Raw genomic sequence first — 20,514 nt, forward strand, 5'->3', positions numbered from 1 at the left:
ACCTTGTGAGAATCGCCTTCTCTCGGACTGCGCGTCTTTATTTCAATCTACTTTATGTTTAAGGCGAAGCATTTATGACCTTTCATTGATTTGTAATTGGTGGTATTCATCGAGCCTTACAAAAGTTATACTTAGGAGGAAACCATTAAAAGCAGAGCATAGAACAGAGATGAGCAGAGAAAGGTGAGATGAGTGTGGCACAGATCAAGATTTACGGATTGAGAGACCAACTGAATCCAATAAAAGAGCAGCTTTCACAAGTCATACATTCCGTTATGATGGATGTCTTGGGATTACCCGAGAATAAGAGGTTTCATCGGTACTTCCCTATGGAGACGGAGGACTTCCTTTTCTCTCCGGATCGTTCAGCAAATTATACGATTATTGAAATCAGCATGTTTGAGGGCCGATCCGATCTGTCGAAGAGAGAACTCATGATGCAATTATTCTCAAGGTTAAATGAGCAATTGAATTTATCACCCACAGATGTGGAGATTACTCTATTCGAGACGCCGCGCAATCATTGGGGGATTCGTGGATTACCTGGCGATGAGCTTGGTTTGTCTTATCAGGTGGAGGTCTGAACAACGTTATTCATGGTTACTCTGGATTGCAGATGAACCTGTATCATTAAAAGGGGCTGTCCCATAAGTCATGAACATGACGGTGGGACAGCCCTTATTAGCGTTATTGTGGTCTAACGAACCTGGTGTACTATACGTTATTGAAGCAAAATCAACGCGCTCTTTATTTGCCTTGTGCAACGGGGGCGTTATTTTCCCAAGCGTAAGCAACTGATTTTACAGGGACAAAGTAAGAATGCTCCAGCAGAATTTCGCGTATATCCCCTGCTTGAGTCAGGGGACTTTCCGACTTCTCTACTGCCTGCATAATGTCAAAGGCGTAATCCACATAAACATCGCCTTCATCGTTCATCATGAAAGGAAGCTCCTGACCAGAATATACACTGTTCAGCGTAACCCCCGGAGCACCAGCCTGTGCGGCTTTTTCCATATCGACAGCATATAGCCCAGGATACAGTTCTTCCCCACTTGGCAGTTGATTGTTATGTACGGACTTGTATTGATTGACCATTCGCTGAACATCATTAACTTTCTGCACCGTTTGCAGATCCATAACTTTGACAGTCGGCTTTACTTCTTCATCCTGGATGATAAAGTAAGCGCTCCCACCACTCTCAAAAGCTGTTCCAGGAATTTCATCCAAATATCCCTGCTGTTTCAGCTTGGAGAGATCGATTCTAAATTTTTCATATTTAGGTGTTTCCATATCTGCATTAACAATGGGCAAAATCCCCTGATCCTGTTGGAATGCTTCTACTGCCGTCTGGATACGGTTTATACTTTCCCTGTAAGCAACTTTGGGATCAGCATTACTCTGGGATTGATACATGCAACCACTCGCTGTCAACGCAAACAGCAGGAGTAACAGCAGATAAGTCATCTGCTGCTTTAGACGTCGCCGTCCGCTTAACTTCACGTATTTCCACTTCTTCCTGTTCATCCGTATCCTCCTCGAATCGTTCCCTTCAGGTCTACTTAGAACCAGTCATCCTCTTCCTGCTGCTGACGCTCTAATTGTTTGCGAATTGCGGCCTTCAGGGGATCCTCCGGTACGTGAACCACCATCGATCCCCTCACCTTCGCTTGACAAGCAAGCCGGGTTCCGGCATCCAACAGCGAACCCAGCTTACGCTTCTCCGCATCCGTTGGTAAGTGTAATGCTGCAAGATGTTCCGCGTCCACTTTCACCTTACACATCAAGCAGGCTGCCTTGCCATCGCATCGGGTCGCTATTTTCACACCTGCACGTCGTGCAGCATTTAGCAGCGTTACCCCAGATTTTATCCGAATTGTTTTGTTTTGTGGTAAAAATGTAATAGTGTAATCCATCATTTCTCCTCCCTCAGCCTACTGGGGCCAGTCGAAGCCAACAAGCTCTTCCACTTCCGCTCTGAAACGGCTTGTCCATACATTTTGCTGCCCCAATAAAACCATTAGAGGTTGATGCAATTCGGGCCTCTGCCGAATCTGTCTTGCAATGGGTTCATAACGATCAGCTCGACCTCTCATCAGATTGAATAACAGCTCATGAGCAAGCGGCATCAGTCTTACTGTGTAGCCACCGACCATGGCTTCAGGTGCATACTTCACCAAGACATGCTCAATCTCAGTGCGATACCAGCTTTTTCTTGACCATACCTCAAAACCACCAACCAGCTCCAATGCACAGTTCCCCACCTGATAATGACTGAGCAGTGATGCGTAGGGTCCAGTCCTATCTACTACCGGCTCGTCCAACCCCACTCCAGGAGCAGATTTATGCAGCATCTTGGCTGCGGTGATATCAGCATAAATATCAATATCTCTGGGAGCCTGCTGTAACTCCACCTGCTGGAGCAACAAACCACAACTTCCTCCAAGCAACCATGTGTAAGGCTCTCTACACCAGGCTTTTGCGGTTTCCAGCAAAGCCGCGTGCAATTCAGGAAAGCGTTCTGTCCGATCCTCCGTTTCATGCGGCCCCATCGGCTCACCTTCCCCTCATCCGTTTTCATTTGTGTCAGTTCTATGATGTGTATATGCGGATGTTATCTCTCAGGTAGAAAGATCAGGTCAGAGAAGCTATTCCGCCAAAAAAACCAATCAGCATAATTAGAAAAGCAATTAATGAAAGAATCCCCCGTACAACACCTTTTGTTTTGGCACGAGCAAACGTAATCAGGAATACAGATAGTCCCATAATGAGGATTGCGACCAAAGACAGCCACATCTTGTCCATTGCGTTCATAATCCAGAAGTCTCCCCTTCAATCCGTTATTCATCACTGACACTGTGACAATTGCAATTATTATAACACGAAACTCGGCCCAACTTTCCAAAAAAAAGACAAAAAGCAAGTCGGCAGAAGCCGACTCGTCTTTTTGTCTTGCTCGACAACCTGCCAGAGCAGGTGCGATCTATTATTTTTTCATCATCATTTTCATTAATGATTCCATACTGTTTGGGTTTAATCCGCTTTTTTTGACGGCACTTACAATGTCCTGAACTGTATCTTCAGATACAGGTACTTTCGCCATTGCGGATACTTGCTTGATCAATTGGCGCAACTGAGCTTCATTTTGCATGGTGGACGGTTTCACTGTACTCGCCAATTTCTTAACGGCACCTTCTGTGATCGTTTTGCCTGTTTTTTTGTTGATCGCTTTCAGCGCATCTTTGGAAATGTTGTTACCCATTCGTCTCCCCTCCTCCGGTAATACTCATGTGTATAGTATGAGTGCACCGGAGAAAAGGTGAATAAGCTTCCCGTTTCGCATGATTTGCCTATAGAACCCTCAAATCCATATTAAGAATGCCATTGCTCCCATGTTTCAAGCGTCATGACTTCCATTTCGGTTTTCGGGTCACGTCCCATTAAGGCTTCAACCGCATCCCGCGGCTCTCTTTCCTGAAAAAGAACGTGATACAGCTGATCTGCAATCGGCATTTGAACACCGTATTTCTGAGAAATGAAGTAAGCTGCCTGCGTGGTCCGTATGCCTTCCACAACCATGCCCATGGAATTCAAAACATCGTCCAGTTTCTGTCCTTGACCTAGCAGGGACCCCGCTCTCCAGTTACGGCTGTGCTGACTTGTTGCGGTCACGACCAGATCGCCGATCCCTGCAAGTCCAGAAAATGTAAGCGGATTCGCACCCATCTCGACACCTATACGGGTGATTTCAGCAAGTCCCCGGGTTAACAAAGCAGCCTTTGCATTGTCACCAAAATTAAGCCCATCGGACATCCCCGCACCAAGAGCAATGATGTTCTTGAACGCTCCTGCCAATTCAACCCCCAGCATATCGCGATTCGTATAGACACGGAAATAGGCATTCATGAATAAACCTTGAGCTGCTTCGGCAAAAGCTTTGTCCAATGAAGCCACAACAACCGTTGTTGGGCAACGCTTTACCACTTCTTCCGCATGACTTGGGCCGGAAAGTACAACGATACGTCCTTCTTCACATTCAAGTTCTTCCGAGATGACTGTGGACATTCGTTTCAGGCTCTCCGTTTCAAACCCCTTGGTTGCATGAATAATTAACATTTCCGGTTTGTAATACGCCTTAAGCTGGTGTGCCACCGAACGCATCGCCGATGAAGGAGCAACAATTAACACCGCTGAAGCCCCTTCAACTGCCGTTGCCATATCCGTAGTTGCATGAATACGGGGTGACAGTTGTGCATCGGGAAGGTAACGTTGATTTGTATGTTTAGTATTGATCTCTGCGGCCTGGTCTTCACCACGTGTCCACATGATCACGTCCAGCTGATTGGCAGCCAATACACTGGCGAGCGCAGTTCCCCAACTGCCTGCAACCAGAACAGCAACTTTTTTAGACAACGCGTTTTCCCCCTCCAGGGTTTTTCGATCCCAATTTATTTTCCTGTCCTTTGGCGAGCTTCGCAATGTTGGTACGATGTCTCCAGAACGCAAACAGACAAATAATCAGACTTCCCCAGAAGATACTCATTGAATATCCGGGTAACACAAGGATGAAGAGCGGTGTCAAAGCTACGAAAATCAGGGAACCCAGTGAAACATATCGTGTCAATACGATGGACAGGATAGCAAATACTCCGGCACATAGCGCAGGAACAAGAGCAAGAGTCACGAGCACACCAATGGCTGTCGCGATGCCTTTTCCTCCACGGAAACGGAAGTACAGCGGCCAGTTATGTCCCGCAATAGCAGCGATCCCACTGAGTGCTGGAATCCAATCGGAACCGTTGCTGAGCCAAACCCCAATCCAAACAGCCGCAATACCTTTAAGTACATCCAGCAGCAGTACCAGAATTGCCGGTCCTTTACCCAATATCCGCAATGTATTGGTGGCCCCCGCATTTCCACTTCCGTGCTGACGGATATCGATCCCCCGTAGTGCTTTTGCAAGGAGGACACTAAAGCTGATTGAACCGAGCAGATAGCTCAGTACAATCGCTGCGATTTGTAAAATCACAAACTTCTCCCCTAACCTTCGTCGGACTTCCTCCGAGTAAATATGCGAATTGGCGTCCCTTCAAAATCAAACGCTGCACGAATTTTATTCTCCAGGTAGCGTTCGTACGAAAAGTGCATCAATTCCGGATCGTTTACAAAAATAACCATAGTTGGAGGTTTAACAGCAACCTGCGTCACATAGTTGATGCGCATTCTGCGTCCTTTATCTGTCGGTGGAGGATTAATCGCCACTGCATCAGATACCACATCGTTAAGCAAATGCGTCTGAACACGCATGGAATGCTGCTGTGCTACACGTTGAACAACAGGTAACAATTTTTGCAAGCGTTGTTTCGTTTTAGCTGACAAAAATACAACCGGAGCGTAAGTCATAAACAGGAAATGGTCCCGAATTTTTTTCTCAAACTCGTTCATTGTTTTATCAGACTTCTCCACAACGTCCCATTTGTTTACAACAAACATAGAAGCCTTGCCTGCTTCGAATGCATAACCTGCAATATGCTTGTCCTGTTCAATAATGCCTTCTTCGCCATTAATAACAATCAGAACCACATCTGCACGCTCAATGGCACGCATAGCACGCATCACGCTGTATTTCTCCGTCGTTTCATAGACTTTACCGCGCTTACGCATACCTGCTGTATCAATCAGCACATAGCGTTGGCCATCTTTTTCGAATGGTGTATCAATAGCGTCACGCGTCGTTCCAGCAACATCACTGACAATAACACGTTCTTCGCCCAAAATGGCGTTTACCAGTGAAGATTTCCCCACGTTAGGGCGTCCAATCAGAGCTACACGAATGACGTCGTCATCGTAAGTCTCTTCCTCAAGTTCAGGCAATTTCTCGACGATCGCATCGAGCAAATCTCCTACACCTGTACCATGACTTCCCGATACTCCGATGGGATCACCAAACCCAAATCCATAAAACTCATAAATGAGCTCACTGCGCCCGATATTATCCACTTTGTTAACGGCTACAACGATAGGCTTCCCTGAGCGGTACAACATCTCTGCGACTTCTTCATCAGATTGCGTAATCCCTGCTTTTGCATCACACATGAATACAATAACATCCGCTTCTTCAATGGCGAGCTCCGCCTGCATCCGGATTGATTTTAGAATGACATCCTCGCCGTCGATTTCGATACCACCGGTATCGATAATGCTAAATGGTTTACCGTTCCATTCACCGATTCCGTATATACGGTCACGGGTAATGCCCGGCTTGTCTTCCACAATGGCCAATCTGTCGCCGATAATCCGATTAAAAATGGTGGATTTACCCACATTCGGTCGCCCGACAATTGCCACAACGGGTCTTGCCATACATTCCACTCCTCCTGTCCATACTTACGATACTCATCATAGCAAAAAACACCTGTCTTGGCTAACGTTTCATGCTGTTATACTCGGCAATAACAACAATCGGCGAACCCGCTGGGGCTCGCCGATCTTGCTTTTATTGTTCAGCAAAATATGCAGTATTTAACTAAGAACCATGCACAGATAACTTATTTGAATTTGCTGAGTTTGTCACCGAAGCGCTCGCCGAGCGTGATGCTAAGACCTTGATTGCTCATGGAAACGTTCGGGTTATTGATTTCTTCACGTGGAGCGTTGTTTCTTGCTGGTCTTTCCGATTTAGGCGCTTGGGCAGGAGCTTCTTCTGTTTCCTTGATGCTCAGGCTTACACGTTGCTCAGAAGGGTTCATGTCCAAGATTTTAACTTGAACTTCTTGTCCTTCTTTCAGCACTTCATGAGGAGTGCCAATGTGTTTGTGGGAGATTTGCGAGATATGCACAAGTCCCTCAACACCAGGAGCGATTTCAACAAATGCACCGAAGTCAACCAGACGTTTTACAACACCTGTTACGATATCGCTGGAATTGAATTTGTCGCCAGCTGTTTCCCAAGGGCCTGGTTGAACAGCTTTCATGCTCAAGCTGATTTTACCTTTTTCAGGATCAACTTTCAGCACTTTTACGTTAACTTTGTCGCCTTCAGACAGGACGTCAGATGGTTTTTCAACGTGTGTCCAAGCCAGCTCGGATACGTGAACCAGACCGTCTACTCCGCCTACATCAACGAATGCACCGAATTGAGTCAGGCGTTGTACCGTACCTTCGATGACTTGACCTTCTTGCAAACCAGCCATAACAGTGGCTTTGTTTGCTTCGAATTCTTGCTCAAGTACGTCTTTTTGGGAAAGGATCACTTTGTTGTTCTCACGGTCGATCTCTTTCACTTTAACACGCAATGTGCGTCCTTTGTAATCGCTGAAATCTTCAACGAAATGGCGCTCAACCATGGAAGCCGGGATAAATCCACGTACGCCCACGTCTGCAACCAGACCGCCTTTAACAACATCAGCTACAACAACTTCGAATACGTCTTGGTCTTCAAAATGCTTTTGCAATTGATCCCAAGCGTTTTCGCTGTCGATTGCACGTTTGGACAGAACGAGTTTTTCTTTCTCGTCGTCGATGCTAAGTACTTTAGCTTCAACTTCTTGTCCAACTTCAACTGCATCAGACGCGCTGTCTACGTGTAAAGAAGACAGTTCACGAATTGGAATTACACCGTCATATTTATATCCAATGCTCACATAGGCTTGGTTATCTTCCAATTTGACGATGGTTCCTTTTACGGTATCTCCTTTTTTCAAGGAAACGAATTGATCCAACTCATCTTGGGTTGCTTCTTGATTTTTCATTTCTTCCGACATGTCAAATACCCTCCTCAATTCAAAAACCCCATTATATTCAAACCTGCCTGTAGCAGAGTTCAAAACACTTTCAGAACTGAATGCATAGCTTAGCTTCCCTCAAAAAAATGGAAACATGCACTCCGTTGTCCAACGCCACCTTGCTTACTTGCTCGGCACGCCCGTTTGCACCATTTCGTTAATCTTGGACATAATCTTCTCCGTCGCTCTCTCCAGAGCATCTCCGGATGGATCTTCTTTGAACTCGTCCAAATTAACAGGTGCTCCATACACAACTTTCATCTTACGAAAAACCTTGTAGTTACCGATAATAGCAGTAGGAATAACAGTAGCACCACTTCGGAGTGCAAAGCTCGCTGCCCCTTTTTTACCGATGCCTCCATCATTGTGGCGGCTTCCTGAAGGGAAAATGCCAAGCACTTCACCATTACGCAAAATGTTGAGTGAAGTCTTAATGGATTCCTTGCTGACACCTCCGCGTTTAACCGGGAAAGCGCCTACGGCTTTGATAATTCGGCCTAAGACCGGAATATCAAACAATTCGCTTTTGGCCATAAATCGCACCTGACGGCGAATCTTGATACCTACCGTTGGAGGGTCAAAGTTACTGATATGATTGGAACATAAAAGTACGCCGCCTTCTTTCGGGATGTTCTCCCGTCCGATAGCCTCCAGGCGGAAAAGAATGGTGTAAATGATCCGCAGTAATGTGCTGCAAAATGTGTAAATCATAGACCGATCTCTCCTCTGACCATTGTGCAATAAGACACGATTTTGTCAACCACTTCATGGATGCTCATCTTGGTTGTATCGAGCACAGTAGCGTCCTCAGCACAACGAAGCGGGGAAATCTCCCGACCTTCATCCAATTTATCACGGGTGGCAATATCTCGCTCAAGTTGCTGCAACGTCAGTCCTTCAGAGGGGTCCAGTTCTTTGAAGCGGCGAAGTGCACGCTCTTCCACACTGGCAGTCATGAAGATTTTCACTTCCGCATCGGGCAGTACTGTCGTTCCGATATCGCGTCCATCCATGACGACGCCCTTGCGCAAAGCCATTTGCCGCTGTGTATCCACTAATTGTGTACGCAGCCCCTCGATTTGCGCATATCGGGACACGATTCCCGTCACTTCACGGGAGCGGATTTCCGAGGTTACATCTTCCCCATTACAGAACACTTTCTGTCCGTCGGGATCCGGTTGTAAATCAATGACCAGCTTTTGGGTTTCCTGAAGCACCTCTGGCACATCTTCCGGTGAGATTCCTTTCCGAAGCATATGCAGGGTTACCGCACGGTACATTGCGCCAGTGTCGACGTATATATACGCGAGCGCCTCTGCAACCAATCGGGCCACCGTGCTTTTCCCGGCACCGGCAGGTCCGTCAATTGCAACGTTCATTTTCCCGTTCTCTGATGTGTTCTGGCTTGCCAACGGGGCATTCCTCCTCAAACGATAAGCCTCAATAAAAAAACAGGCATTGCCTGCATCGTCAAAATTATACCACACTATACACATGGATGCAAAAACAGACAAATCAGTGTTGCTCCAAATCGTTTACCATTTGCATCTGAATTGGTGTTCCTTCCAAACGATCAATTGTTGTCATATTCTTTTTCAAATCAGGCACTTGAAGTAATAATTGATATACCACAAGCAGGATCAAAAGGAACACGATCAGTTTCATAACCTTTCTCTCCATCCTCATGGATAACACATAATACAGGCGCTTGTATCTTCGGGATGCATGGCGATTGTTCATGAGCCGAACCTCCGTTTTCCCATTACAGTGCCCACCGCTGTCCCTTTTTATGCCAGACAAACAACATTTTTTTTATTTCGTACGATAATCTAATTGTCGTTCAAAGCAAAACTTGATGATCTTCTGTCGTTCCGAATCCGTAATCTGTACGAACTTTAACATGCATAGCTGTCTGCCTGTTTCCGTGGTTTTGATTCGAACCACCTCAGCTTCAAAATTCGCATGTTCAATTGCTCCATTACGATAGGGGATCAGCAACCAACATCTCAGCTTCTGTCCTTCAGCAATGTTGAAGCCGGGTTCACCGTGTATGGATAACCCACCGCCCCCAATATCTTCAGTCAACCCTACTGCACGGGTCAGATCTTCACTCTGAATGGCCATTTCAAGATTTGCATGAACACGCAAAAAACTGCGACGCTGGATTTTGGTAATGTCATCCGGTAATGGCTTGCGAATTCGTACAAGCCGGACAACGTCTTCTTCAAATCCGGTCACGTACGTGTTGAAATAATGACGGACCCCATCCTCCGTAATATAAGAAATGGACAACTCCTCGCCAAAAAACAACCTTTTTAACCGACTGCTTCCTTGCTGCATGGGAACTTCGATCAAAAAACTGTTATCGTCCACATCTGCAATGCGTGATTTGTACTCTTTGCTTTCCTCTTTTTCATCGACAGAGGCAATCTGGATGTATAGAACTTCATTTATTTTGGGAAACAAGCTGTTCACCGCCACCTTAGCTTTTATCTTCGCATCGTATGTACAAGGACTATTATACCATGACCTTTCTCATAGTGGACAACAAAAAACAGACCACCATGATGGTCTGTTCCGTAATTGATTTGCATTCTAACAAGCTGCCGGCTTTGGATGTTATTTGGTCTCATTCACCGGTTTGATTTCCTCAACTGCTTCTTCCACACCTGTATTGGCGTTGATGAAAATTCTATACTTCGTGCCGTTAATGCGTCCGCCGAATTCGTAACAAAGAACTTCTTTGCTGTAGTCATTCTTAATGAGTGACTTACGAGCATAGCTCTCCTTGAATTCCGGATTCAGCTTTTTGCGGGCTTGTTCGACGGTGAGAGTCGCTTTGGGAATCTCCCGTTTCTTCTGATGCTCATATACGAAGTCACTTGCCTGGAAACCGGTAACATCCCCGTTATCCAGACCCACTCGAACAGACATTTTTTCCGGATAAATCAATGTATCGCCTTTTTTGCGCACATAGGTCAGGTTACCGAGATTTCCAAACTCATCATAATTGACCGCCTTCATATCTTTGTAACCCTTATTGGAAAGGAATTGATCCGCTTTTGCCATGGCATCCTTACGTGTTACTTTCTTTGTCCCGATCGGACGTGTGTCACTGTAAGAGATGAGCAAACCGCCATTACGCGTGAAGTCCATCATTAATTTACTGTCTTTGGATCGATCAACGGTGGCTGTATACGATTCCCAATCTGTACCTTTACCATTTTCCTGTACTTGAATCTTACCGTGTTCGGCATCAGAAAACTTGGCAGCTTTAGTTTGGATCTGCTCTTTGGTCATCGGTAAGCCATCCAGCTTTTTCACCGAACGTTTGGCATAAATGCTGGAGACTGAAGGACCCCAATCAAGCTCAGGGTATTCCTGAACCTTTTTGTTCACCGTACGGAACCCGTCCACGATGCTATTGTCCATCGTTTGTTGTTCCGTTGCCATTGCTGACTCGGCATCCATCCAGCGTAAGCGATCGGTAATAACCTTCTGCTGTACATTCTGCAGATTCTTGGTAATCTCGGACGAATTCTGATATAGTTTCTTCAGGTTGCCCATTTCTTTTTCACTTAAAGGTTCATTTGTCAGATCACGCATGGACGCCTGATAAGCAAAGTTTGAAATACGGGAGAGAAATTCCTCCGTTTCATTGAATGGCAGCATCGTGAGCGGCAATTGATTAATCTCATTTTGCGCTTCACTGGTAAGTCGCCACACGTTCATCAGACCTTTGCGATGCATTCCCTGGGACGTAGCATGAACAGCCAATGTATTCCCAATCTCCGAATGCAATTTGTCCATATGAAAAGATAAATCGTGAAAAGCACGCTGATACTGATTCTCTGCTTTGATCAGAATTGCATTTTTCTCCTGGTTCTCTTGGTATCCCCATACGAGAGCACCGATCAGCAGAACTGCAAATATCGGAAACATAACTGAACTTAAACGTTTATACATCGGTAGAGTCTCCTTTCTTCTAAGCCACTACCTCTATTGTGGATCGAAGAAAGACCTCTTATGCATGCGATTTCCAGTCTGGCCAATTACGGTCCATAATTGTTGGTTCAATATTGTTCGTTTAATTCAACTGGACCCAGGATACACCGCCATCTTCCTCAATCTCGAACTGGTCCCGATTGTCACATAGACACTGTTTGAAGCCAGTCTCAATTCTTCCTCGTTCCTTCTTACCTCGCAAGGTAAAACGTTCACCACATTGTTTGCATCTAATTTTGATCTTGATCCTCATCACGCGTATCCCCGTTTCTATTTGTCTTTCCCCGGAGATTTTTTTAATATTGTACAACAAAAAAACACACCGGGGCATCAGGCGCAGGTTGCGCTCCATGTCCACCAGTGTGTCCGAATTTTTATAATTTAATCTCTTCCTCACGCTTCACAAATCGAAAAGGAGAACGGTTATTGGCCCTTGTAATCTTGCCCATCGCGCCGTACCATAAACCAGCCATCAGTGGGGCAATGAACCACAACCAATGATTCACCATGATGTTCATAATGACATCGTAAAGCGCATGCCAGAAGAATGGCAAGACGAGTGAAAGCATAAGAAACCAACGTTTCTTCTTGCCATCCGTGAACTTAGCCCGACCCATGTAATACCCCATAATGACGGCAAACATAGCATGACCCGATACAGGAAGCAATGCACGAATGAACATGGCTGAGACGGAAGCATTCCCCGCAAAGGCATACAACACATTCTCTACTGTAGCAAATCCAAGTGAAACCGCAACGGAGTACAAAATCCCATCGTAAGGCTCGTCGAATTCAGTGTGGTTATAGATAATATGATATATCACAAACCATTTAACGAACTCTTCGACCCCACCCGAAATCAGGATGGCTTCAACATAAGGATTATCTCCAAGCCAGATCATCATACCCCGTTGAATAATCATGACGGGCAGTACCATCAGAATCCCCATCAGAAAAACTCGAAATACCATGTGAAGAGGTTCGGAGTCATAACGGTCTTTCAGATAAAAGTATGTTAACAAGGCGAGACCCGGAGCTACTGCTGCCGCTAAAACCGAAAACAAAAGCACCGAATTCCCTCCTCTGACTAAGACGCGATTACAACTTGAGCTTACTCTTGACGCTTGAAGTGGGTGCAGATAACCTCAATCGCTTTTTCAGGCATAACAACTTTTCCATACTCTTCCATAACTGCTGGAGTAACAGAAGATCCCTCACCGAATTCAGCAAGCAATGCAATCAATGCTGCATGTTTGGTGGAATCCACGTCATCCGGTTCCAAATGCAAGAACCACTTGTCTTTATAGGAATAGAGTCTTCCAGCATCCGTTACGTGCTGACGCAACATATGTGCAGCCTCAATTAGCACTTCAAAATCTTTGAATGCATAGACGATGGAATCACTTTGCTCCAGTGTAACTTCCATCTCATAAACTTCTTCAGGCAGATCATCCTCATGACCTGAACCATATTGTTGCGGATCATATTTCCCCCGGGTGACAATGACAACCATCCCTTGAGCGGGAAGTGCGAATACTTCGACAGCAAGTGGACCTGTAGCATCAAATCCAAGTTCGGAATAAGCCTGGTCCATCATTTCAGTGAACAGTTCATGAACTTTAGGTATTTCCTGCCACATATCTTCTTTTTGTATTCCGCGCTCGCTCAGATCGTCAAAGGTCAGGAAAATCCGTATCTTATCGTGACTTAATCGTTCTATTTTCATACAGGATCTCCCCTTTATAAGCAAGTCTTATAACAGATTATGATGCACAAAACAATATGTGCTGAAAATAAATCTATGTAGTTATGTTATCATTTTATACCTGCAAATGCACGAAGTAAAATCGACAAAAAAAGAATCATTCCACATCAAAGCAGGACTGTGGATGATTCTAATGGGGAGTTTTGGTTTATAAACCCGGTACTGTTGTGTTTGTTTGAGTTAAAATCTGCTCAACTTCATGTTTAACATCCGGATTGGTGCGAATAAAATCCTTTAACATGTTCATGTTCTCTTCTTTTTCCTGCGGAGTAATTGTTCTGGTGCTCTTTTTAAGCGAGTTCTTGTGTGACTCATCACCACGTTCATTCGGTTTGGAGCTGAATCCGTCCATGCCCGGGAATGTCATCTCCATCATCTTATGTTTGGCCTGATTCATCATGCTGCGGGATGAACCGGAAGACAGCATTGGCATTTTACCTTTAGACAGCCAGGTACTTGCTGCTACGCCAACTACAATACCCCAAAAAAAGGATGACGCCTTCATTTCACCAACCTCCTCTTAATGTTAAGATCACAACTAGTGTTTACGGGAGCGCGTAATATCATTCCGTATAAATACAGGAAAGCGAGTTGAAATCATGATTAGACACACCGCCGCCTTAATTATGATCGCATGCATGCTGTTGTCAGCGTGTGGAGCCAAAGAACAAACATCACCTGAAACCGCCAAGTCCAGCAACGAAACCGTTACCTCCACCCAAGAGGAGCAGAACGGTCCAGCTGCAACAGATACAGGGGAAACTCTTTCCACTGATTCCCAGTCCCCAACGGATAAAACATCTGATCAGGAAACACCCGGTGATGACGATACGTTTCTAACAGAAAAGGAACATACAAACAGCACAGCCGGTACAGAAGCATCTACAGATAATATTGAAAAAACGTACCACATGAACGCCAATTATTACATCAAGCCCAATGATAAAACGAGTGAAAACAAAGTGGTGTTGCTGACATTTGATGATGGCCCCAAAGAAAAAAAAATGATTAATGCATTAATCGACACATTGGATAAACATGAAGCGAAAGCGATATTTTTTGTTAACGGATACCGAGTGAAGAGTCACCCAGAATTGCTAGAGATCATTCATGAACGTGGTCAGGTGGTAGGAAATCATGCGTGGGATCATGAAGATCTGAAAAAAATGTCCACCTCGGTAGCTGCCAAACAGGTAACCGATGTTCAAAAGATTGTGAAAGATACGATTGGCGTGGAGCCCCAGTTCTTCCGTCCACCCTTCGGCTCAGGTAATGATGCTTTGAAAGCCACTGTCAAAAAAAACGGCATGTTATATATGACATGGTCTAATGGTTCACTGGACTGGGACAAGAGTACCAAAAACAAACCGGAGAAAGTCATCCAGAATGTACTGGATCAATTAAACCCGGGTAGTAATATTTTGATGCATGAGCTGCCCTGGACTGTTGACGCACTCGATGAGTTGTTAACCAAACTGGAAAAGAAAGGCTACACTTTTGTCGACCCCCACTCCATTGAATTGGAAGCACGCTAACTTACTTATTTGGCCAACACTCAGCATAATCTCAGTGATAAATTAGAATTGACATAAAGGAACATACAAAGTCAAATAAACAGCCTTGATCCCATGTGGATCAAGGCTGTTTATTTGAGAGCATTCGCAAAGTAATGATATGCATTTCTGCGGGACAACAAAGTCTGAACGGCAAATGATTTGTTCCGTATCCTTTGCTAACCAGCATTTTACCTTCCTGCTCGGTATCATTACCATCTTTTCTCAAAGAGAACCACCCGCTAGATACCGAGCGGTACGCTTTGTTAAGAAAAACGGGGCCAAACCCAGGCATTACCAATTGTCCACCATGCGTGTGACCACTTAATATCAGATCAACTGGTTCATTTAAATGAAGAGCCTGCAGGGGATCGTGCACGATAGCAATTTTGCAATCTTTGGTATCCAGTTCTGTTAGCAGTGAATCCCCTCGCCCTGAACGATAATCAAATCCAACCAGGCAAAGTTTGCTTTTGCCTTTGTGAAGATAGGAGGTAGAATCTTGCAAAAGTTGAATGCCCGTATCCCGGAATATCCGTTCGAGCTGTACAGTTCCTGCTCTTTTATCGTGGTTTCCATACACGGTATATGCAGGAGCTATATATGATAATAAGCTCATGTTATGTCTGACAATGGGCCATGAAATTCCTTTTTCCGCCACATCTCCCCCAATGATAACCCAGTCAACCTGATTGCGAAGGTACTCCAGATCCTTCTGTTTCAGCCTGCGTTTATGGATATCCGATAAATAGAGGATTTTGCTCCCATCAAAAGAAGACGGCAAATTCGAAACTTCAACCTCTTCGGAAACAATGTGGTGAAGATGCGCCTCACGCCACATATGAACCATCAAGATAATCCCTGCCAAAATAACGACCACAAACCAGATCCACATCACCAAGGCCATGGAAGAAACGTATTCAGAGGAGGCGCTCCTTCCACTCCCCACCAAATGAGACTTATGGTAAGCAAAATAAATATAAAAATGAGTGAGTTTACAAATCGTTTACTAAGCCGCAAACGCCGAGAAGGATGAAGCTCTGTCCGTGTAGGCAGTGTACCCGCTTCGGAAACGGATTCTTCCGATGGGTTTTGTGCTTTTTTGGTGCGTGCTGGTGCCCGCTGGGGGAGTACCGGACTTTCCAACGATGTTATATTCGATTTGCGTTGTGATCTTGGTATGGAGACAGAAGTGATCTGCGGGATGATGGCCACCTCCGCGGCAGCAGCTGATTCAACAACCAAATTGACTTGAGAAGTTTCGGGACGCTCAGATGTCTCTGTCTTATCCGAGTTACGATGGCGCTGTCTGCCGTATGTCTTCATTCTACTTAATTGCTGATTCATGATCCCCTCCGAAAACGTATCGCTAATCCAGACACCAAATCAATAATAAAATGACATAATATTGGCGCCCATAATGTGCCGGATTGCAAATAAATCCAACCCAATCCATAACTGGAGACAAATACCCAACCTGTTGGAATCCAATGCCGCAGATATCGGATGTGGATCACTGCAAATATAATACTTGTCCAGTAGGGACCTATCGCATACTGTATGGCTCCACGAAATAACAATTCTTCGCAGACAGCAACGATGGCTGCTATACATACAATATGCCAGATCGGACGCTGTCGAAACAGCATCTCGTTAATCCCCCCGTCGTCCATACTTTCTTGAGGAATGACATAGGACAGAATCAAGTCCATTACAAGCATTATGCCAGCAAGTCCAAGTCCCCACCAAATAAAATGGTAGCTGTCAGGCCATGCAAACACATCCAACAAATTTCGCTTCTGCAATAAAATCCACACAACCCCAACGATCAGAGTTAAACCTTGTGTAAAATATAGATTGATCAGGAGCAAGCGCTCGGTAAGCTGCTGTGGTTCAGCCTTCTGAATCTTGAACTTGGGAAACTTCAACTTTTTCATCGATGTGTCTGTCCTCTTGACTTATATTTGATGGATAACAAGTTCGTTGTCCAATCGGATAGTATACTAAATGATAGCCAAAAAACCAAATAGGTTCAAGGCCTGCCCCAAGTCCCGGTTTTTCAGCGTAGCTATATCCGATGAATTAGTTCATTATTACAATAAAATTCGATTCACAAAACAGCTTGTAATCAAGATGATTTTATCATTAATGAAGTCAATTGCTAACATTTATTTGCTTTGCCTGCCACTCAAGAAAATGACTTTCGTAAATTGAACTAAAACATTTATGCCTATTGACATGCTCATGTCAGCCATGATACATTATGAAAAAATTAGTCACGTTAAACACGATGATGGAAAAAAGACGTTGCTTTGTCTTACAGAGAGCCGATGGATGGTGTAAATCGGTGGCAGGCAGATGATCTTGAGCGCTCCTGAGTTATTGCATTGAAATTGGAGTAGGTGCAATCGGTTTAGACCCGTTATCCTCTTCGGTCTTCATTGACCGCTAAGACTGTCGTTGCGAAACGGCGGTGAATTAGGGTGGTACCACGACAACTCTCGTCCCTTATTGCGCAAGCAGTATGTGGATTGAGAGTTTTTTGATTTATTTTAAGTAAAGACGTGGGAATTGCCCTATTTGTTACACCCTCCCCCTCTGCTGCGACACCGCGTTGTTGAGAGGAAGGATCGGAATGGTTTTAAGGAATACCTCTTCTGTGAGGTCAGACCTTGACGATATAGATACACATACCAAGGAGGAAGAAACCATGTACAAAGTGTTAGTGTCGGACCCTATTAGTGATCTGGGTATCCAGCAACTGGTGGATGCAAATGATGTTGTTGTTGAGAAGAAAACAGGTCTTAGCGAAGATGAACTTGTTGCCATTATCGGCAATTATGATGCCCTTCTGGTTCGAAGCCAGACTCGTGTTACGGATCGTATTATGACTGCAGGTACAAATCTTAAAGTCATCGGACGTGCTGGTGTAGGTGTAGATAACATTGATCTGGAAGCTGCTACACAACGTGGTATCATTGTTATTAATGCTCCCGATGGTAATACCATTACGACATGTGAGCATACATTTGCCATGATGATGGCACTTGCGCGACACATTCCTCAAGCTTATGCCAAAACCATTCAAGGTACTTGGGATCGTAAAACCTTCCTTGGTGTGGAATTAAGAAACAAAACACTGGGTGTACTCGGTATGGGACGGATTGGGAGCGAAGTTGCAAAACGAGCGAAAGCGTTCGGTATGGACATTCTTGCATTCGATCCGTTCCTCACACAAGAGCGTGCTGAAAAACTGCAAGTTAAACTGGCCAGCGTGGATGACATCATTCGCAATGCCGACTTCATGACTGTACACACACCATTGACACCTGAAACACGCCATATGATTTCCCGTCCACAATTTGAAGTCATGAAAAAGGGAATGCGTATTATCAACTGTGCCCGCGGTGGAGTTGTTGATGAACTGGCGCTTGTAGAAGCCATTGATGAAGGTATCGTTGCCGGTGCAGCATTTGACGTTTTCGAGAGCGAGCCACCAGCTGCTGATCACCCGTTCCTGAATCACCCAAGCATTATTGTTACACCTCACCTGGGTGCATCCACAGTAGAAGCTCAAGAAAACGTAGCTATTGATGTATCAGAACAAGTACTCCACATCCTGCGCAATGAACCGTTCAAAAACGCAGTTAACATGCCAGCTGTGGCTCCAACAGTAATGAACAAATTACAGCCGTACTTTAAACTGGGCGAAACATTGGGTAGCTTCGCGGCTCAGATCACTCAAAATGCGGTTCAGGAAATTCGGATCGACTATGCTGGAGACCTGTCTGAAGTGGATACTTCCCCTTTAACTCGTTACATTGTAAAAGGGATTCTGGCAAGACATCTAGGTGGTGAAGCCAATATTGTCAACTCCATGCATTTAGCTAAAGTGCGGGATCTCAATGTAGTGGTTAGCCAAACATCGACTACCAAAGGATTTACAAATCTGATTACCGTTACACTTGTAACGACTCAGGATTCCGAGGAGCGCCGTGTTGCGGGCACATTGCTTGCCGGTTACGGAGAACGAATCGTGCGTCTGGACAAATTCCCAGTGGATATTGCTCCGGAAGGTCACCAAATTCTGATCTCGCATAATGACAAACCAGGTATTATCGGACGAGTGGGAACCTTGCTCGGACAAAACGATGTGAACATCGCATCAATGCAAGTTGGTCGGAAAATTATCGGTGGAGCTGCTATTATGATTCTGACAGTTGACAAGGAAGTTCCGAAAGATGTTCTTGTACAGCTCGCTGCTCTTCCAGAAATCAATACAGCCGTTGAAATTGTACTCCATTAATATCAAATATTCAAAAGAGGCAATCCTGTAAAGGATCGCCTCTTTTTGGTTAACTTAACTGAATAATGTTTAGTGTCGCCCCCGGAGGAGATAGAACAGCTGTACCAATAAGCCCAAATAATTGAAACTGGATTGTTGAACCGGCGGTAACAGTCACAATAAAGTCAGATTGCAACTGACTAATTGAAAGGGTTGGAGATACTACACTCGCCGGAATGGCGGTCCCGTTAAGCAAAATTCGAGATTGAATAGCGAGTGCAGCTGTCAGATTTATTTTGTAAGAGATATAGTAACGGCCTGCATTTGTAAGAGTGAAGGTGTCATTCGCCCCATTAACCGTTATGCCTGTTCCTATATTTTGGTTATTCGGCAATGGAATAAGTGTACCACCTAATATTACAACAATCGTACCACTCGTGTTTTCTGCGTAAGCTGAATTGGAAGTTACGGAAGTTCCTGTTGCACCGGTTGCACCAGTTGATCCAGTTGCTCCTGTACTTCCGGTTACCCCAACGCCTGTGGCTCCCGTGACTCCTGTCTCTCCAGTAACACCTGTTGCACCAGTGACTCCAGTATCTCCGGTCGCTCCTGTACTTCCGGTTACACCAACGCCGGTGGCTCCCGTGACTCCTGTACTTCCGGTTACACCGACGCCCGTGGCTCCTGTGACTCCAGTATCTCCGGTTATTCCGGTTATTCCAGTTACACCAGTGACTCCAGTTATCCCAGTTACACCAGTCGCTCCGGTGACTCCCGTATCTCCAGTATCTCCGGTTATTCCGGTTATTCCAGTTACACCAGTGAATCCAGTATCTCCGGTCGCTCCTGTACTTCCAGTTACACCAACACCGGTGGCTCCTGTAGCTCCCGTATCTCCAGTGACACCAGTCGCACCGGTCACTCCTGTGACTCCGGTATCCCCGGTGGCTCCTGTACTTCCGGCTACACCGACGCCCGTGGCTCCTGTATCTCCAGTGACACCAGTCGCACCAGTCACTCCTGTTGCACCTGTGGCTCCTGTACTTCCGGTTACACCAACGCCAGTGGCTCCCGTGACTCCCGTATCTCCGGTTACCCCAGTTGACCCCGTCACTCCTGTTGCGC

General features: G+C 45.3%; 25 protein-coding genes and 1 other annotated feature. Of the genes, 3 read left to right on the forward strand and 22 right to left on the reverse strand.

Annotated features, from left to right (window positions below):
• Nucleotides 1-194: 194 nt before the first annotated feature.
• The gene (locus tag ACFTRD_RS17595) at nt 195-584 is read left to right on the forward strand and encodes a tautomerase family protein (RefSeq protein WP_379382284.1); all 390 of its coding nucleotides are present in this window, start codon (nt 195-197) and stop codon (nt 582-584) included.
• A gap of 163 nt (nt 585-747) precedes the next feature.
• Here the strand turns inward: ACFTRD_RS17595 and ACFTRD_RS17600 are convergent, their stop codons facing one another.
• The 18 genes from ACFTRD_RS17600 to ACFTRD_RS17685 all read right to left on the reverse strand — a co-directional run bounded on the left by ACFTRD_RS17600 (nt 748) and on the right by ACFTRD_RS17685 (nt 14,056).
• Nucleotides 748-1,524 (reverse strand): hypothetical protein, encoded by a 777-nt coding sequence (locus ACFTRD_RS17600; RefSeq protein ID WP_379382286.1) that lies wholly within the window; start codon nt 1,522-1,524, stop codon nt 748-750.
• A gap of 35 nt (nt 1,525-1,559) precedes the next feature.
• A complete protein-coding gene (locus tag ACFTRD_RS17605; RefSeq protein ID WP_192272688.1) occupies nt 1,560-1,913 on the reverse strand; it encodes a 2Fe-2S iron-sulfur cluster-binding protein in 354 nt (117 codons plus the stop codon).
• A gap of 18 nt (nt 1,914-1,931) precedes the next feature.
• Nucleotides 1,932-2,549 (reverse strand): hypothetical protein, encoded by a 618-nt coding sequence (locus ACFTRD_RS17610; protein ID WP_379382288.1) that lies wholly within the window; start codon nt 2,547-2,549, stop codon nt 1,932-1,934.
• An 82-nt stretch (nt 2,550-2,631) separates the two neighbouring features.
• A complete protein-coding gene (locus ACFTRD_RS17615) occupies nt 2,632-2,811 on the reverse strand; it encodes a DUF2768 family protein (protein WP_192268395.1) in 180 nt (59 codons plus the stop codon).
• Between the two features lie 172 nt (nt 2,812-2,983).
• Nucleotides 2,984-3,259: a stage VI sporulation protein F gene (locus ACFTRD_RS17620; RefSeq protein WP_056696692.1), complete on the reverse strand. Its 276-nt coding sequence runs from the start codon at nt 3,257-3,259 to the stop codon at nt 2,984-2,986.
• Nucleotides 3,260-3,369: 110 nt separating this feature from the next.
• Nucleotides 3,370-4,410 (reverse strand): NAD(P)H-dependent glycerol-3-phosphate dehydrogenase, encoded by a 1,041-nt coding sequence (locus ACFTRD_RS17625; protein ID WP_192268397.1) that lies wholly within the window; start codon nt 4,408-4,410, stop codon nt 3,370-3,372.
• Nucleotides 4,403-5,026, reverse strand: a complete 624-nt coding sequence (gene plsY / locus ACFTRD_RS17630; RefSeq protein ID WP_379382291.1) for a glycerol-3-phosphate 1-O-acyltransferase PlsY — start codon at nt 5,024-5,026, stop codon at nt 4,403-4,405. The genes ACFTRD_RS17625 and plsY overlap by 8 nt, the downstream gene beginning before the upstream one ends.
• An 11-nt stretch (nt 5,027-5,037) precedes the next feature.
• On the reverse strand, nt 5,038-6,360 hold the full coding sequence (der, locus tag ACFTRD_RS17635) for a ribosome biogenesis GTPase Der (protein ID WP_024630683.1): 1,323 nt from the start codon (nt 6,358-6,360) through the stop codon (nt 5,038-5,040).
• Nucleotides 6,361-6,545: 185 nt separating this feature from the next.
• Complete coding sequence (gene rpsA / locus ACFTRD_RS17640; protein WP_192268401.1) at nt 6,546-7,760, reverse strand: 30S ribosomal protein S1; 1,215 nt, start codon at nt 7,758-7,760, stop codon at nt 6,546-6,548.
• A 144-nt stretch (nt 7,761-7,904) separates the two neighbouring features.
• On the reverse strand, nt 7,905-8,492 hold the full coding sequence (locus ACFTRD_RS17645) for a lysophospholipid acyltransferase family protein (RefSeq protein WP_192268403.1): 588 nt from the start codon (nt 8,490-8,492) through the stop codon (nt 7,905-7,907).
• Nucleotides 8,489-9,193 carry a (d)CMP kinase gene (cmk, locus tag ACFTRD_RS17650; RefSeq protein WP_062327326.1) on the reverse strand — a complete coding sequence of 235 codons (705 nt, stop codon included), beginning with the start codon at nt 9,191-9,193 and terminating at the stop codon, nt 8,489-8,491. The genes ACFTRD_RS17645 and cmk overlap by 4 nt, the downstream gene beginning before the upstream one ends.
• A 103-nt stretch (nt 9,194-9,296) precedes the next feature.
• Nucleotides 9,297-9,521, reverse strand: a complete 225-nt coding sequence (locus ACFTRD_RS17655) for a hypothetical protein (RefSeq protein ID WP_379382295.1) — start codon at nt 9,519-9,521, stop codon at nt 9,297-9,299.
• Between the two features lie 72 nt (nt 9,522-9,593).
• Complete coding sequence (locus ACFTRD_RS17660; RefSeq protein WP_379382297.1) at nt 9,594-10,247, reverse strand: flagellar brake protein; 654 nt, start codon at nt 10,245-10,247, stop codon at nt 9,594-9,596.
• Between the two features lie 153 nt (nt 10,248-10,400).
• A complete protein-coding gene (gene ypeB, locus ACFTRD_RS17665; protein WP_379382299.1) occupies nt 10,401-11,747 on the reverse strand; it encodes a germination protein YpeB in 1,347 nt (448 codons plus the stop codon).
• A 121-nt stretch (nt 11,748-11,868) separates the two neighbouring features.
• On the reverse strand, nt 11,869-12,039 hold the full coding sequence (locus ACFTRD_RS17670; RefSeq protein WP_379382301.1) for a hypothetical protein: 171 nt from the start codon (nt 12,037-12,039) through the stop codon (nt 11,869-11,871).
• 121 nt (nt 12,040-12,160) lie between these two features.
• Nucleotides 12,161-12,856 (reverse strand): glutamic-type intramembrane protease PrsW, encoded by a 696-nt coding sequence (prsW, locus tag ACFTRD_RS17675; RefSeq protein ID WP_379382303.1) that lies wholly within the window; start codon nt 12,854-12,856, stop codon nt 12,161-12,163.
• A gap of 41 nt (nt 12,857-12,897) precedes the next feature.
• Complete coding sequence (locus ACFTRD_RS17680; RefSeq protein WP_379382305.1) at nt 12,898-13,512, reverse strand: genetic competence negative regulator; 615 nt, start codon at nt 13,510-13,512, stop codon at nt 12,898-12,900.
• A 187-nt stretch (nt 13,513-13,699) separates the two neighbouring features.
• On the reverse strand, nt 13,700-14,056 hold the full coding sequence (locus tag ACFTRD_RS17685; protein ID WP_379382307.1) for a hypothetical protein: 357 nt from the start codon (nt 14,054-14,056) through the stop codon (nt 13,700-13,702).
• Between the two features lie 94 nt (nt 14,057-14,150).
• Here ACFTRD_RS17685 and ACFTRD_RS17690 point away from each other — a divergent pair, with 94 nt between their 5' ends.
• Entirely contained in the window at nt 14,151-15,086 is a 936-nt protein-coding gene (locus tag ACFTRD_RS17690) for a polysaccharide deacetylase family protein (protein ID WP_379382309.1), read from the forward strand.
• A 100-nt stretch (nt 15,087-15,186) separates the two neighbouring features.
• Here the strand turns inward: ACFTRD_RS17690 and ACFTRD_RS17695 are convergent, their stop codons facing one another.
• From ACFTRD_RS17695 to ACFTRD_RS17705, 3 genes are read right to left on the reverse strand one after another with little or no spacing between them, the layout of a single operon-like run.
• Nucleotides 15,187-15,954 (reverse strand): metallophosphoesterase, encoded by a 768-nt coding sequence (locus ACFTRD_RS17695; RefSeq protein ID WP_379383104.1) that lies wholly within the window; start codon nt 15,952-15,954, stop codon nt 15,187-15,189.
• 44 nt (nt 15,955-15,998) lie between these two features.
• Nucleotides 15,999-16,451 carry a hypothetical protein gene (locus ACFTRD_RS17700; protein ID WP_379382311.1) on the reverse strand — a complete coding sequence of 151 codons (453 nt, stop codon included), beginning with the start codon at nt 16,449-16,451 and terminating at the stop codon, nt 15,999-16,001.
• On the reverse strand, nt 16,448-17,041 hold the full coding sequence (locus ACFTRD_RS17705; RefSeq protein WP_192268423.1) for a type II CAAX endopeptidase family protein: 594 nt from the start codon (nt 17,039-17,041) through the stop codon (nt 16,448-16,450). The genes ACFTRD_RS17700 and ACFTRD_RS17705 overlap by 4 nt, the downstream gene beginning before the upstream one ends.
• Nucleotides 17,042-17,385: 344 nt before the next feature.
• Nucleotides 17,386-17,616 (forward strand) — a binding site (T-box leader).
• A gap of 198 nt (nt 17,617-17,814) precedes the next feature.
• Between ACFTRD_RS17705 and serA the strand changes: the two genes are divergently transcribed.
• Entirely contained in the window at nt 17,815-19,410 is a 1,596-nt protein-coding gene (gene serA, locus ACFTRD_RS17710; RefSeq protein ID WP_192268425.1) for a phosphoglycerate dehydrogenase, read from the forward strand.
• A gap of 49 nt (nt 19,411-19,459) precedes the next feature.
• On the opposite strand, the gene ACFTRD_RS17715 is transcribed toward serA, so the two are convergent.
• Nucleotides 19,460-20,514: BclA C-terminal domain-containing protein (locus ACFTRD_RS17715; protein ID WP_483875044.1), on the reverse strand; the 1,055-nt coding region annotated here is incomplete at its 5' end.

It is taken from the genome of Paenibacillus sp. NPDC056933 (assembly GCF_042674385.1).
Lineage (GTDB): Bacteria > Bacillota > Bacilli > Paenibacillales > Paenibacillaceae > Paenibacillus.